Raw genomic sequence first — 13,290 nt, 5'->3', positions numbered from 1 at the left:
GAGTCGTGATGGACACCACCAACGAGAGGATCGCGCACGCGCCGCTGCCCACGGGCGGAGAGCTGCGTCGCCGGCGCAACGTGGTCGCGCAGTTCGCGAGGTTCGTGGGGACCTCGTGGACGATGTGGAGGCTCGCCCGCAAGCACCACTAGGGGCTGAGCGGGCCTGCGGTCACGCCCCGGCGGGGTCCGCAGGGCACTCCGGCGCGGGGTCCGCCGCGCACGGGGCCGGGTCGGCGTCGCACGGGGCCGGGTCCGCCGCGCATGCGGTCTCGAGGTCCGCGGTCACGGTGAGGCGGCGGTCGGGGTCGAGCCTGCCCAGGATCTTGAGGGTGAGGTCGGCGAGCGCATCGACCTCGGCGTCGGTGAGGCCGTCGAGCACCATCGCGCGCACCGCGTCGGCGTGCAGCGGGCGCGTGTCGTGGAAGGCCTCGCGGCCGGCATCGGTGAGCACCGCGTTGGAGGCGCGTCCGTCCTCGGGGCAGGCGGCGCGCGCCACCAGGCCCTTGCGCTCGAGGCCGGTCACCACGCGCGACAGGCGCGGCAGGGTGGCGTTGGTGCGTGAGGCGAGCGCGCTGAGTCGCAGGCGGTGGCCGTCGGCCTCGGCGAGGGCCTCGAGCAGGGTGAACTCGAAGGCCGTGAGCGAGGCGGGGGAGAGCTGCTTGTCGAGCGCCGAGGGGAGCAGTTCGAGCATCGCGTGCAGGCGCGCGACGGCCACGCGCTCGCCGTGGCGCAGGGCGGTGTCCGTGGTCGTCATGCCCTGATTCTAGCGGGAAGTTGCATCTACAACCAAGAGGGTCTAAGGTCACTGGTTGTAGGTACAACCAATTGGGTCGATCCGGCCCCCGCGAGAGGACATGACATGACCACCTTCACCATCATCGGCACCGGCAGCATGGCGAACGCGATCGGCGGCGTGCTCGCCTCCGGCGGCAGCACGGTCGACTACATCGCCAAGGACCAGGTGGGCACCGCGCCGCTGGCCGGCGACGTCGTGATCCTCGCCGTGCCGTTCCCCGCGGTCGACTCGATCCTCGCCGCGTACGGCGACGCGTTCGACGGCAAGGTCGTGGTCGACATCACCAACCCGCTGAACTTCGAGACCTTCGACTCGCTCGTGGTCCCCGCCGGCTCGTCGGCCGCCGCCGAGATCCAGGCGAAGCTCCCGCAGGCGCAGGTGCTCAAGGCCTTCAACACCAACTTCGCCGCGACCCTCGCCGCGAAGAGCGTGGGCGAGCTTCTCACCACCGTGCTCGTGGCGGGCGACTCGGCCGAGGCCAAGGCGACGCTCGTCGCGGCCGTCGAGGCGGCCGGCCTCGGCGCGATCGACGCCGGCGCGCTGGTGCGCGCCCACGAGCTCGAGGCGATCGGCTTCGCTCAGCTCACGCTCGCCGTGTCGGAGAAGATCGGCTGGACCGGCGGCTTCGCCGTCCAGCGCTGACCGTCGCCTCACTCCTGATGCGCCCCGCCGGCACGGGGGTGCTCGTACAGCGCGCTGTGCGTCCACCCCCGTGTCAGCGGGGCGCTCACGCGTCACTGCCCCAGCTGCTCGAGCAGCGTCTGCTGCTCCGCCCGGCGGTGGTCGAGGTACGCCGCGAGCTCCGCGGTGTCCTCGTCGGTCCACTCGCTCGGCCGCGTGATGCCCACCCACGCGCGCAGGTTGGCGCCCGCGGTGTACATGTGGCCGTAGCCCTCGGGCACCGAGCCCGAGGCGGGCATGTCGAGCAGCGTCTGCCAGCCCGTGATGAGCGGGAACCAGCGCATCTCGGCGGACACGTCGGGCGCGCGCTCGTCGCCCTGGAGCCATTCGGGCTCGCGGTAGAACGTCACGGGTGAGAAGAAGACCACGGGGTCGGAGCCGTGCTGGAGGTAGACGATGCGCGTCTCGCCCCAGACCGCGCTCGGCTCGTCGAGGGCATCAGCCTCGCCGGTGAAGCGCACCGTCCGGCCCTCGCCGACCACCGGAAGCCACGACGGCGAGCCGGGATCGCGGGTGCGCTCGAGCTGGTTGTGGAGCAGGTTGACGAAGGTCGGGCCGGTCATGAGCGCGCCGTCGATGGGCTCGTTGAGGATGTCGGGTCCCGTGAGGATCGCCTCGACGCCGGCGGAGCCGAGCGAGAGCCCGTAGAGGTAGAGCTCGGGCCGGGTCGAGGCCGGCAGGTCGGCCCAGTAGTCGTGCACCACGTCGAAGACCGCGAGCGAGGCCTCGGCGACCGCCTCCTGGTCCGCGAGCAGCGAGAGCCAGCTGGGCAGGTACGAGTACTGCAGGCCGGCGATCGCGGTGTCGCCGCCGTAGAGGAACTCGAGCGAGTCGGCGGCGTTCGCGTCGATGAAGCCCGTGCCGGTCGTGGTGGCGAGCACCAGGACCTCGCGGTCGAACGCGCCGGTGCGGACCAGCTCGTCGAGCACCAGCCGCGCGCGCTCCTCAAGTGTCTCGGCGGACCTGAGCCCCACGTAGACGCGGATCGGCTCGACCGCGCCCTCGGCGTAGGCGTCGAGCTCCCGAACCGTCGGCCCGGTCGACACGAAGCTGCGGCCCTGCCGGCCCAGGTCCTCCCAGGCGACCAGGGATCCCGCGCCCCCGGAGCTCAGATCCGACGTCACCAGCGTGGTGCCGGCCTTGTCGCCGGCGTCGCGCACGGAGAAGGCCTCGTTCGCGCCGGCGAAGAGCCCGCGCACCAGGAGGCCCGAGACCAGCAGCCACAGCAGGATCACCATGCCGCCGGTGGCGAGGGTCACTGCGAGGCGCGGCGGAAGGAACCTCAGCATGAGCTGGTCGGCCCACCGGAAGGCCGCGCGGATCGCGCGCGCGATCACCAGCAGCGCGGCGGCGACCAGCACACCCACGCCGATGACGATGGGCCAGGCGGTCGGGTCGAGGTCCTCCATGCCGAAGGTGCGGCGGATGCCGTTCTGCCAGCCCACCCACCGCCACACCGACAGCGACAGGCTGATCCAGATGATCGCCAGCAGCGACCAGGCGACGATCGTGCGGGGGCGTCCGCGGAGGTTGGGCACCTGGAGGTAGTTCCAGACGGCGTGCGCTCCCGCGCCGGCGCCGTAGCCGACCATGAACGAGACGCCGGACGCGACGCCCTGCACCACAGGGATGCGGGGGAGCAGCGAGGGGCCGAGCGAGATGGCGATGAGGAACGCCCCGACGACGAGGCCGACGCCCGAGAACGTGGGCTCGAGCAGCCGCGGGGGACGATGCGACGCTTCCTTGCCCCGGTCGGTCCGGGCGGTGCGCACGCGGAGCCGCCGCGACCCCGCGCGCGGGCCGTCGGGCTCGCTCGCGGGAGGCTCGGGCGACGTGTCGACGGCGGTCGCGGGTCCGGTCATCGTCCTCACCCCCTTCCAGGGAAGCAGCGTCTCCCGTCGACGGTCCCGCGCCGGGCGGGGCAACGTCAAGGTTTCGTCATGTGAACGTTGCCATCCATAACAATTCAGTAAACCGGGTTCCGGCACCCGCTGCCCGCGCTAGCGTCGTCGAGTGCGGACACAATGGCGTGTCCGCACCTACCGTGACCCCGGCGAGGCCCCGAAGACGTGGCCGAGCCGGGGTTCTTCATGTCCGGCGCGATTTTCGTGACACGAGCCTTGCGGAATTGGTAGGTTGCTCCCATGACGACCCCCGAGTCCCCGGACGGGCTGGCCTCGCGTCTGCGCGACGCGACCGCACCCGAGCACCGCGACACCGAGAACCGCGGCTTCATCACCCGGCTCATGGGCGGCGAGCTCGACCTCGCCGCGTACGTGCGCTACCTCGCTCAGTACACCCACGTGTACCGCGCCCTCGAGGCCCGCGCGGCCCAGCCGGGCGACCCGGGCTTCCTCGCGGACGAGGCGCTGCGACGCGTGCCGTCGATGGAGTCGGACCTGGTCGCGCTCGGCGCGGCGGACTGGGAGGCGGCGCACGCGCCGCTGCCCGCGACGCAGGCGTACGTCGATCACCTGCACGCGATCGCGGCGCAGGACGTCCCGCGCTACGTCGCGCATCACTACACGCGCTACCTGGGCGACCTCTCCGGCGGGCAGGCGATCGCGAAGCTGGTCGCGCGCCACTACGGCGCGACCGACGCCCAGCTGGGCTTCTACCGCTTCGAGGAGATCGACTCGCCGGTGCGCTACAAGCGCGCGTACCGCGAGCAGCTCGACGCGCTCGACCTCGACGCGGAGCAGGAGGCGGTGCTGATCGCCGAGGCGAAGTCCGCCTTCCACCTCAACGGCGCGATCTTCGACGCGCTCGGCGCCGCCGAGCCTCTCGCGGCGTAGCGGTGCGGCGCCTCGTCTCCCGGCTCGCCGTCGGGACGCTCGCCCTCGCCCTCACGGCGTGCACCGCGACGGCGGACGTGTCGCGGGAGCCCGCGGCCGCGGCTGCGCCGGCGTCCGGGCCCGTCACCGCGGCGCTCGAGGATCGGACGGTCGCACCCGTCGCGGAGGCCGCGGTGCCCTCGCTGCCCGTCACGGTGGTGTCGCGCGAGCGCGCGGGCGACCGCGAGGTGACCGTCGACGACGCGAGCCGCATCGTCGCGGTCGACATGAGCGGAGCGATCGCGGCGACGGTCGTGGGCCTCGGGCTCGGCGACCACCTGGTCGGCCGCGACACCGCGTCCGAGATCCCAGGGCTCGAGGACGTCGCCGTGGTGACCGCCCCCGGGCACACGCTCACGCCGGAGGCCGTCCTCGCGCTCGAGCCGACCGTGGTGGTGACCGACGGGAGCATCGGCCCGTCCGACGCGGTCGCGCAGGTCCGCGACGCCGGCATCCCCGTGGTCTACGTCGAGAACGAGGCGGGCTTCGACGGTGCGGGCACCCTCGCGCGGCAGGTGGCCGACGCCCTCGGCGTGCCCGAGGCCGGAGCCGCGCTCGCCGGCCGCATCGCGGCGGAGGTGTCGCAGGCATCGGCGGAGGTCGCCGCGCTCGCGGTCGACGACGCGCCGCTGCGCATGGCCTTCCTGTACCTGCGCGGCTCGGCCGGCGTCTACTACATGTTCGGCGACGAGTCGGGTGCGGACGAGCTCATCGACGCCCTCGGCGGAGTCGACGCCGCGGCCGATGCGGGGATCACCGGGATGCAGCCGCTCACCGACGAGGCGATGCTGGCCGCCGACCCGGACGTCATCCTCGTCATGACGAACGGGCTCGCGTCGGTCGGCGGGATCGACGGGCTCCTCGAGGAGCGCCCCGCGATCGCGCTCACCTCGGCGGGCCGGAACCGGCGCATCGTCGACATGGACGACCACGACATCCTCGCGTTCGGGCCGCGCTCCGCGGCCATCGTCACGGCGCTCGCGACCGCGGTCCACGGCGCGTGATCGCGCGCTCGCGTCGCACCGTCGCCGTCGGTGCAGGGCTGGCCGTCGCGCTCGTCCTCGGGGTGCTGCTCTCCGCCGCCGTCGGCCAGCTGTCGATCGCACCGACCGAGGTGGTGGGCGCGTTCCTCGAGGGGCTCGGCATCGTGACGCCGTGGGCGCCCGCCGAGGACGTCACGTACCAGGCGCTGTGGCAGATCCGCTTCCCGCGCGTCGCGATGAGCGTGCTCGTCGGGGCCGCGCTCGCGGTCGCGGGCGCGGTGATGCAGGCGATCTTCGGCAATCCGCTCGCCGAGCCAGGTGTGGTGGGCGTCTCCTCGGGCGCCGCGCTGGGCGCGGCCGTCGCGATCGTCACGGGGGCCGCGGTCGGCAGCGTCGCCTCGCTCGCGCTGCTCGCCTTCGCGGGAGGTGTCGCTGCGACGATGCTCGTCTACCTCATGGCGCGCGCGAACGGCCGCACCGAGGTGGTGACGCTGCTGCTCACGGGCATCGCGGTCAACGCCTTCGCGGGCGCCGGGCTCGCGCTCATGCTGTTCACGGGAGACTCGGCCGCGCGCGAGCAGATCGTGTTCTGGCAGCTCGGCAGCCTCAACGGCTCCCGCTGGAACGAGGTCGCCGTGGTGGCCGTGCTCGGGACCGTCGGCATCGTCGCCGCGCTCGCGCTCGCGTCGCGCTACGACCTCCTCGCCCTCGGCGAGCGCACGGCCGCGCACCTGGGCGTGCGGGTCGAGCGGCTCCGGCTCGTGTCGATCCTCGTGGTCGCGGTGCTCACCGGCGCGGCCGTCGCGTACGCGGGCATCATCGCGTTCGTCGGGCTCGTGGTGCCGCACCTCATGCGGATGGCGCTCGGCCCCGCGCATCGGGTGCTCCTGGGCGCGAGCGCGCTCGGCGGCGCCGTGCTGCTCACGTACGCCGATGTGGCCGCACGCACGCTCGTCTCCGGCGCCGAGCTTCCGATCGGTCTGCTTACCTCGCTGGTGGGCGGGCCCTTCTTCTTCTGGCTGCTGCGCCGCGCCCGCTCGCGGGCGGGGGGCTGGGCGTGACGGCGGCGATCCACGCGCGCGACGTGACGGTCCGCGCGGGTGCGGCGACGCTGGTCGACGGCGTCAGCCTGGAGGTGCGCCATGGGGAGCTGCTCGCGCTCGTCGGACCCAACGGCGCGGGCAAGTCGACGCTGCTGTCCGCCCTGTCGGGCGAGCGTGCGCTCGCCGGCGGCCTCGTCGAGCTCGACGGGCGCCCCCTGTCCGCGTGGCAGCCGGGCGCGCTCGCGCGCGAACGCGCGGTGCTCACGCAGGACAACGAGGTCGCCTTCCCCTTCACCGTCGCCGAGGTGGTCGCGATGGGCCGCAGCCCGTGGCGCGGACGCCCCGAGGCGGAGAGGGACGATGCGGTGATCGAGGAGTCGCTCGTCCGCGCCGACGTCGCGCACCTCGCCGGCCGCGCGTTCCCGTCGCTGTCCGGGGGAGAGCGGGCGCGCGTCTCGCTCGCCCGCGTGCTCGCGCAGGGCACGCGCATCGTCATGCTCGACGAGCCCACCGCGGCGCTCGACATCCGCCATCAGGAGGAGGTGTTCGGGCTCGCCCGCGCGCTCGCCCGGGCAGGCTCCGCCGTGGTGGTCGTGGTGCACGACCTCAGCCTCGCCGCCGCCTACGCGGACCGCATCGCGGTGCTCGACCGCGCGCGCCTGGCGGGCCTCGGGTCGCCGCGCGAGGTGCTGGTGCCGGAGCTGCTCGAGGCGGTCTACGGCCTGGGCGTGCGCGTGATCGACGACCCCGATACCCGGCTGCCCGTGGTGCTGCCGCGCCGCTGAGCCGGGCCTGCGGCGCAACCGGCGCCGGAACGCGAAGGCGCCCCCGACCATGCGGTCGGGGGCGCCTTGCTGCGTGCGTGCGCGGGATCAGCCGCGACGGGTCCGGCGGATGGCGAACGTGAGCCCGGCCACCAGCAGGGCGCCGGCGCCGAGGGCCCACGGCCACCACGCGATCGGGGCAGTGTCGCCGGGCTCGGCGGCGGCATCGGCCGCGGAGGCCTCGCCCTCGACGGCGACGGCCGCCTCGGTCTCGTCGGTGGCGTCCTCGACCGTGACCTCGGGGGCGGGCAGGCCCGCGACCACCACGCCGCACCCGTCCGGCGCGGTGAGCGTGAGCGTGACCGCGTCGAGCTCCTCGCCCGCGGGGTAGGTGCCGAACGCGGCCGCACCCTCCGCGGTGAGCACCGCGGGGATGTCCGCGAGGGTGACGGTGTCGCCGTCGGTCGTGACCGTCGCGGCGGCGGTGTCGAGGGTCGCGAAGCGCACGGCGGTCTCCGATACGACGTCGCCGGACTGGGTCTCGCCCTCGACGTCGACCACCAGGGTCGCGACGCCGTCGCTCACCTCGACCGCGGGACTCGCCAGCGTGGTGGTGAGCGCGCCGTCGTGGCCGGAGAACCGCACCTCGCCGTCGAAGGCGACCGCGCCGCTCACCGGATCGGTGTCGAGGCCGCCGTCGCCGGCCGACCACACGAAGTCGCCGCCGTCCTGGGTGACGCCGTCGAGCTCCCACCCACCGTTGGCGATGGTGCCCTCGATGTACGCACGGAACGAGTCCTTCACGCCCCACGCGAGGGTCGCATCGTCCACGAGGCACATGGCGCGCGTGGGGATGTCGAGCACGATCCCGTAGCTCTCCGAGCCCTGGAACGTCAGGGTGTGGGTGCCGGCGAGCGAGCCGGGGAGCGCGCCGGTCCACGTGACCACGCCCGCGGCGTCCGCGGCGAGGCCGTCGGCCAGCACGGTCGGCGTGGAGTAGATCACCACGCGGATCCCGGTCTCGTCGGGCGCGAAGCCGCCGACCTCGAGCGTCACGACCTCGCCGCGCAGCAGCGCCTCGAGCGTCGCGTCGTCGAGGGTGATGCCGGTGGTCGCGGGGGGTGTCTCCGGGACATCGTCGGTGGACGATGCGGCGGTCGCCGCGCTCGCCACGACGGTGGTGGTGCGCGACACCGTGGTGGTGCTCCCGGTGCCGACCGTGAACGTCACGGGGTCGAGCGAGCGGCCGGCGGGGTAGAAGCCGTCGAAGGCCCGCGCGCCTGCGGAGGTGAGGGTCGCGGGGACGTTCGCCCAGCGGACCGCGCCGTCGAGCGTGGTGCGCGAGCCCGAGGCGAGGTGGAGCGTCGCGAAGTCGACGCGCACCCCGTCGACCTCGACGCTGAGCGTCCCGCCGGTGGCGCCGAGGCGGACCCGCGGGTTCGCCACCGTGAGGTCGAGCTCGCCGTGGTGGCCCGTGAACGTCACGGCGCCCGCGTAGGCCGCGGTGCCGGTCTGCGCCGCGGCGTCGGCGTTCCCACCGGACTGGAGGAACGTGAACGTGCCGGCCGATGCGCTCGCGCCCGTCACCGAGATGGATCCCTGCGCGATCGGGCCCGTGACGTACGAGCGGAAGCCCGCGTCGACGCCCCAGGTGAGGCGGCCGACGGTCGTGGTCGCCGTCGTGCCCGTGGTGGTGTCGGTGGCGGTGCCGCCGGAGCCGCTGCCGCCCTTGTCCGCGCTCGAGTCGCCGGAGGACGAGCCTCCCGACGTCGAGCCTCCGGTCGAGGAGCCGCCCGACGAGCTTCCCGTCTCGGTGTCGACGGCGTCGCTCGCGCCGACGGTGAACGTCACGGGGTCGAGCGTGCGACCTGCGCTGTAGAAGCCGCCGAAGGCCTTCGCCCCGGCGGCGGTGAGCGTCGCGGGCGCCGCGGTCCAGCGGACCGCACCGTCGACGGTGGTGCGCGTCGCCGCGCCCAGGTTGAGCGTCGCGAAGTCGACGCGCGTGCCGTCGACGTCGACCGAGAGGGTCGCCCCGGCCGTGGTGAAGCGGACGCGAGGGTTCGCGAGGGTGGTGTCGAGCGTGCCGTCGTGACCGGTGAACGTCACCGCGCCGGCGTAGCGCGCGGTGCCGGTGCGCGCGGTCGCGTCGGCGTTCCCGCCCGACTGCGTGAAGCTGTAGACGCCCTTGCTCGCGGTGGCACCCGTCACGGAGATGCTGCCGTGCGCGACCGCGCCGGTGACGTAGGCGCGGAAGTCCGCGTCGACGCCCCACGCGAGGGTGCCCGTGGTGGTCGTGGTCGAGCCGTCGCCCGAGCCGCCGCCGCCCGAGCCCTCTCCTGAACCATCGCCGGAGCCGTCGCCGGAACCGGAGCCGTCGCCCGCATCGTCCGCCGCGAAGCTGACCGGGACCAGCTGGTCGAGGCTGTGGTCGCCGGCGAAGGTGTGCGGAAGGCGGACGAAGACGCCGCAGGTGGTGCCGTCGGCGGTGCAGTCGACGTCGCCGAAGGCCGCGGCGGCGTCGATGGTGGTCTCGAAGGTCCAGACGCCGTCCGCTACGGTGCCGGTGGTGGGCTGGCCGTAGACGGAGGTGTGCATGAGCCACTGCTGGCGCGAGGTGTCGCAGAGGGCGCCCGAGGGCCGGCCTGCCGCGGTGCCGAGCTCGCCGCCGGTGGCCGCGCAGTACATGACGTAGACCGACGTGTCGGCGCCGTCGACCTGCGCGGGCAGGGCGCCGGTCACGGTGAGGGTGTCGCCGTCGGCGAGATCGGTGGTCGGGGTGACCGTGATCCCGGCGGGTGCCGCCGCATCCGAGGCGAAGTCCAGCGCCGTCGCGGTCTCGAAGGGTGCGTGCTTCGCGCCGCCGGCCGCGTACGTGTAGACGCCCCAGGTGCCCTCGACTGCGTCGAGCGCGGACTTGTCCACCTCGAGGGTCGTGGTGAAGGACCCGCTGCCGTCGATCGCGACGGCGCCCGAGGCGGTGCCGCCGATGGTGTCGACGTCGGCCGCGTCCACGGCCCATCGCACGTCGCTGTTCGGGCGCGCGGCCGAGGCGGCGCCCGCGGTGGGCTGCCAGACGTCCGCGAACTTGCCCGCCGCGACGTAGACGCCGGTGAAGCGGCCCGCGAGCGGCGGACGCGTGCCCGTGGTCGCGGCGCCGGCGGTGAGGAAGTTGCGGCCCTCGACCGTGACGGTCGCGACGTCGTCGAGGCCGGTGGTCGGGGTGACGGTGACGCGCGGCGCGAAGCTCAGCGGCGTCTCGGTCTCGAACGGCGCGTGGACCGCGCCGCCCGCGGCGTACGTGTAGACGCCCCAGTCGCCCTCGACCTCGTCGAGCGCGTCGTCGGTGACGTCGAAGGTCACGGAGAACGTGCCCTCGGGGGTGAGCTCGACCGCGCCGGCCGCGGCGCCGCCGACGGTCGCCATGCTCTCGGCGGGCAGCGCCCACGCGGTGTGCGCGTTCTTGCGTGCGGCCGATGCGGCGCCCTCGCTCGGCCGCCACGTCTCGGCGAACTTGCCGACGGTGACGTAGATGCCGGTGAAGCGGCCCGAGAGCGGCGGACGCGCGCCCGTGGTCGCGGGCGCGGACGGGAGGAAGCCCGTGCCGGTGACGGTGATGGTGTCGCCGGTGCCGTCGAGGCCGGTGGTCCGGTCGACCGTGACGGTGGGGGTGGCGGGCTCGTCGTCGGCGGCCGCGGGGACCGCAGGAAGCGCGACGAGCAGGGGTGAGAGCAGCAGCGCGAGCAGCGCACCGGCGAGGATTCCGGGCGCGCGCAGGCGCGCGTCAGCGACGCGTGAGAGCACATGAACTCCTGGTGGGGAACGGAGGCGCGCAGGGCGCCATGGCAGGGCAGGTGAGGCTTGCCTTACCCGCACCCTAGCGGGAGCGACGCGGAAAACGCAACACGGGCGTTGCGTAAAAAGATCAGGCGTCGCGCAGCAGCGGCTGGGTCATGCAGTGCGCGCCTCCGCGGCCGCGCCCGAGCTCCGCGCCGACGATCTCGAGGACCTCGACGCCGACGGCCCGCAGCTCCTCGTTGGTGTGGGTGTTGCGGTCGTAGGCGACCACCACGCCGGGCTCGAGGGCGAGGAGGTTGTTGCCCGAGTCCCACTGCTGGCGCTCGGAGGCGTAGCGGTCGCCGCCGGTCGCGATGACGCGGAGGTCGACGCCCAGCGCCTCGGCGACCACGTCGACGAAGGGCCGCTCGTCGCGGCGCACGTCGAGCATCGTCGGCGCGGGAGCCTCGCGGATCACATACGTCTCGATCTCGTCGATGATGCCGGGGAAGACCGTGCAGATGTCGCGGTCGGCGAGCGTGAACACGGTGTCGAGGTGCATCGCGGAGCGCAGGCGCGGCATCTTCGCGACGATCACCTGCTCGGCGCCCTCGCCGAGGAACAGCTCCATCGCGAGCTGCGTGATCGCCTGGCGCGACGAGCGCTCGGACATGCCGACCAGCACCGTGCCGTTGCCGACGGGCATGACGTCGCCGCCCTCGAGCGTCGCGAGCCCGTTGGGGAGCTCGGGGTCGCCCCACCACACGTTGACCGCATCGGCGAAGTCGGGGTGGAACGTGTAGACGGCCTTCATCACGAGCGTCTCGGCGTGACGGGCGGACCAGTACAGCGGGTTGAGCGTGACGCCGCCGTAGATCCACGAGGTGGTGTCGCGTGTGAAGAGCGTGTTGGGCAGCGGCGGCAGCAGGTAGTCGCGCATGCCGGACTCCTCGCGCACCAGCTGGATGCCGGGCGGGGAGAAGTCGCGGGGGAGGTCGAGCGTCGAGAGGCCGCCGATGATGTGGCGGGCGAGGTCCATCGAGCCGAGGTCGTCGAGGTAGGCGCGGATGTCCGTCGCGAGGCCCAGCCCCACCTCGTCGGGGGTGACCTTGCGATCGAGCAGCCATGCGCGTGCCTCGGGCAGGGCCAGGGTCTCGGCCAGCAGGGTGTGCAGCTCGAGCACCTCGATGTCGCGGTCGCGCATCATCTGCACGAACGCGGCGTGGTCGCGCTCGGCGTTCTCGACCCACATGACGTCGTCGAACAGCAGGTCCTGGCAGTTGGACGGCGTGAGCCGGTGGTGCGCCAGGCCCGGGGAGCACGTGAGCACCTTGTGGAGCCTCCCGACCTCCGAGTGGACGCCGTACTCGGGCAGCGTGATGGCGGGGGCCTGCATCTCCGTCATGGCCTGGATGCACCTTTCTGAAGGGTGCCTCGAGCCTAGCCGCGGCGGCGAGACCGCCGCGAGCACGGGGGCGCTGTTACGCGCTCCGCGGCTCGCGCATCGGAGCCGGGAGCTCGGCCGCGTGGAGGCGCGCGGTGTGCCGGCGGAGCACCTCGGCGGCGGCGCCGGCCGTCGAGTCGGCCGCGTCGGAGGCGAGCAGCACGTCCGAGAGGCGCTCGAGCTCGGCGTCGACGAGCGCCGCGAAGCCTGGCTGGGTGAGGAAGCGCTCGGCGAGCAGGCGCGCGGCGGCCGCGTCCCCGAGGCCCTGGCGCGTGCCCACGCCGACGTCGAGCGCCCAGTCGATCACGGCGAGCGCCCCGGTGGCCGTGTCGAAGCACACGTACGCGTGCTCGCCGGGCCGTGCGACGTCGTGATAGCTGTCCACGATCTCCTGGAAGGCCAGGTAGGTCGCGAAGGCCTCGACGTCGAGCGCCTGGGGGAGGTGCTCGGTGAACGTCACGTCGTCGGCGGACTCGAGTAGCTCGTGCAGGTCGGGGGTGTATGTCCGGTTCGTCATGCTCCTCATCCCACCAGCGGTGTCTGAGAGCCTGCTGAGAGCCCGCCGGGGGAACGTCGGGAGCGTCGCCGCGGGCGCCGGGCATGCGAAAGGCCCCGCAGGCATCCGGTCGGGGTGCCTGCGGGGCCTCACGTCAGTGCGCGATCACCGCGCCGTGCGCGTCAGCGCGAGAAGATGTTCGAGAACATCGAGCCGAACGAGTTGCCCGAGCCACCCTGGTCGCAGGTGCAGCGCTGGTCCTGGGCGACGCCGGCGAGCGCCTGGTCGATGTGCTGGCCGCAGCCGGTCCACGTGGCCTTGCCGCACTGGTTGCAGGTGATTCGAGAGCACATACGGGTTTCTCCTTGTTTCGACGATGTTCGCGGCCGGGCGAGGGGGGATCACCCCGCCGCGTCCCGACCAGTATGCATACCCCTGGGGGTATCTGTCAAGGGGGTGGGTGATACGGTCCC

12 protein-coding genes are annotated in these 13,290 nt (G+C 73.6%); 6 read left to right on the top strand and 6 right to left on the bottom strand.

The window, feature by feature from the left end; translation table 11 throughout:
* Nucleotides 1-8: 8 nt before the first annotated feature.
* Nucleotides 9-152, top strand: coding sequence for a hypothetical protein (locus TR42_RS15145; protein WP_169742212.1), 144 nt, complete (start codon nt 9-11; stop codon nt 150-152).
* A gap of 19 nt (nt 153-171) precedes the next feature.
* On the opposite strand, the gene TR42_RS11810 is transcribed toward TR42_RS15145, so the two are convergent.
* On the bottom strand, nt 172-756 hold the full coding sequence (locus TR42_RS11810; protein ID WP_042216087.1) for a MarR family winged helix-turn-helix transcriptional regulator: 585 nt from the start codon (nt 754-756) through the stop codon (nt 172-174).
* A 105-nt stretch (nt 757-861) separates the two neighbouring features.
* Here TR42_RS11810 and TR42_RS11805 point away from each other — a divergent pair, with 105 nt between their 5' ends.
* Nucleotides 862-1,440 carry an NADPH-dependent F420 reductase gene (locus TR42_RS11805; RefSeq protein WP_042216084.1) on the top strand — a complete coding sequence of 193 codons (579 nt, stop codon included), beginning with the start codon at nt 862-864 and terminating at the stop codon, nt 1,438-1,440.
* A gap of 92 nt (nt 1,441-1,532) precedes the next feature.
* Here TR42_RS11805 and TR42_RS11800 read toward each other — a convergent pair whose 3' ends face one another.
* Nucleotides 1,533-3,341, bottom strand: a complete 1,809-nt coding sequence (locus tag TR42_RS11800; protein ID WP_052406048.1) for an alpha/beta hydrolase — start codon at nt 3,339-3,341, stop codon at nt 1,533-1,535.
* A 282-nt stretch (nt 3,342-3,623) separates the two neighbouring features.
* Between TR42_RS11800 and TR42_RS11795 the strand changes: the two genes are divergently transcribed.
* From TR42_RS11795 to TR42_RS11780, 4 genes are read left to right on the top strand one after another with little or no spacing between them, the layout of a single operon-like run.
* Nucleotides 3,624-4,274 carry a biliverdin-producing heme oxygenase gene (locus tag TR42_RS11795; RefSeq protein WP_042216083.1) on the top strand — a complete coding sequence of 217 codons (651 nt, stop codon included), beginning with the start codon at nt 3,624-3,626 and terminating at the stop codon, nt 4,272-4,274.
* Between the two features lie 2 nt (nt 4,275-4,276).
* Nucleotides 4,277-5,317, top strand: a complete 1,041-nt coding sequence (locus tag TR42_RS11790; protein WP_042216081.1) for a heme/hemin ABC transporter substrate-binding protein — start codon at nt 4,277-4,279, stop codon at nt 5,315-5,317.
* Nucleotides 5,314-6,357: a FecCD family ABC transporter permease gene (locus TR42_RS11785; protein WP_042216078.1), complete on the top strand. Its 1,044-nt coding sequence runs from the start codon at nt 5,314-5,316 to the stop codon at nt 6,355-6,357. The genes TR42_RS11790 and TR42_RS11785 overlap by 4 nt, the downstream gene beginning before the upstream one ends.
* Nucleotides 6,354-7,124, top strand: coding sequence for a heme ABC transporter ATP-binding protein (locus TR42_RS11780; protein ID WP_052406046.1), 771 nt, complete (start codon nt 6,354-6,356; stop codon nt 7,122-7,124). Before TR42_RS11785 ends, TR42_RS11780 begins: the two co-directional genes overlap by 4 nt.
* 87 nt (nt 7,125-7,211) lie before the next feature.
* Here the strand turns inward: TR42_RS11780 and TR42_RS14425 are convergent, their stop codons facing one another.
* From TR42_RS14425 to TR42_RS15140, 4 genes are all read right to left on the bottom strand, one after another.
* Nucleotides 7,212-10,904 carry an HtaA domain-containing protein gene (locus TR42_RS14425; protein WP_052406044.1) on the bottom strand — a complete coding sequence of 1,231 codons (3,693 nt, stop codon included), beginning with the start codon at nt 10,902-10,904 and terminating at the stop codon, nt 7,212-7,214.
* 121 nt (nt 10,905-11,025) lie between these two features.
* Complete coding sequence (locus tag TR42_RS11770) at nt 11,026-12,282, bottom strand: arginine deiminase (RefSeq protein ID WP_042216076.1); 1,257 nt, start codon at nt 12,280-12,282, stop codon at nt 11,026-11,028.
* 76 nt (nt 12,283-12,358) lie between these two features.
* Nucleotides 12,359-12,838, bottom strand: coding sequence for a CotH kinase family protein (locus TR42_RS11765; RefSeq protein WP_042216074.1), 480 nt, complete (start codon nt 12,836-12,838; stop codon nt 12,359-12,361).
* 161 nt (nt 12,839-12,999) lie between these two features.
* The gene (locus TR42_RS15140; RefSeq protein ID WP_169742211.1) at nt 13,000-13,170 is read right to left on the bottom strand and encodes a DUF8730 family Cys-rich protein; all 171 of its coding nucleotides are present in this window, start codon (nt 13,168-13,170) and stop codon (nt 13,000-13,002) included.
* Nucleotides 13,171-13,290 lie beyond the last annotated feature (120 nt).

The organism is Demequina mangrovi, from assembly GCF_000759715.1.
Lineage (GTDB): Bacteria > Actinomycetota > Actinomycetes > Actinomycetales > Demequinaceae > Demequina > Demequina mangrovi.
This window is presented reverse-complemented; position numbering and strand designations above follow the sequence as displayed.

Coding starts and splice junctions, on each gene's coding strand:
- TR42_RS15145 (WP_169742212.1), top strand. CDS start 9: ATGGACACCACCAACGAGAGGATCGCGCACGCGCCGCTGCCCACGGGC.
- TR42_RS11810 (WP_042216087.1), bottom strand. CDS start 756: ATGACGACCACGGACACCGCCCTGCGCCACGGCGAGCGCGTGGCCGTC.
- TR42_RS11805 (WP_042216084.1), top strand. CDS start 862: ATGACCACCTTCACCATCATCGGCACCGGCAGCATGGCGAACGCGATC.
- TR42_RS11800 (WP_052406048.1), bottom strand. CDS start 3,341: ATGACCGGACCCGCGACCGCCGTCGACACGTCGCCCGAGCCTCCCGCG.
- TR42_RS11795 (WP_042216083.1), top strand. CDS start 3,624: ATGACGACCCCCGAGTCCCCGGACGGGCTGGCCTCGCGTCTGCGCGAC.
- TR42_RS11770 (WP_042216076.1), bottom strand. CDS start 12,282: ATGACGGAGATGCAGGCCCCCGCCATCACGCTGCCCGAGTACGGCGTC.
- TR42_RS11765 (WP_042216074.1), bottom strand. CDS start 12,838: ATGACGAACCGGACATACACCCCCGACCTGCACGAGCTACTCGAGTCC.
- TR42_RS15140 (WP_169742211.1), bottom strand. CDS start 13,170: ATGTGCTCTCGAATCACCTGCAACCAGTGCGGCAAGGCCACGTGGACC.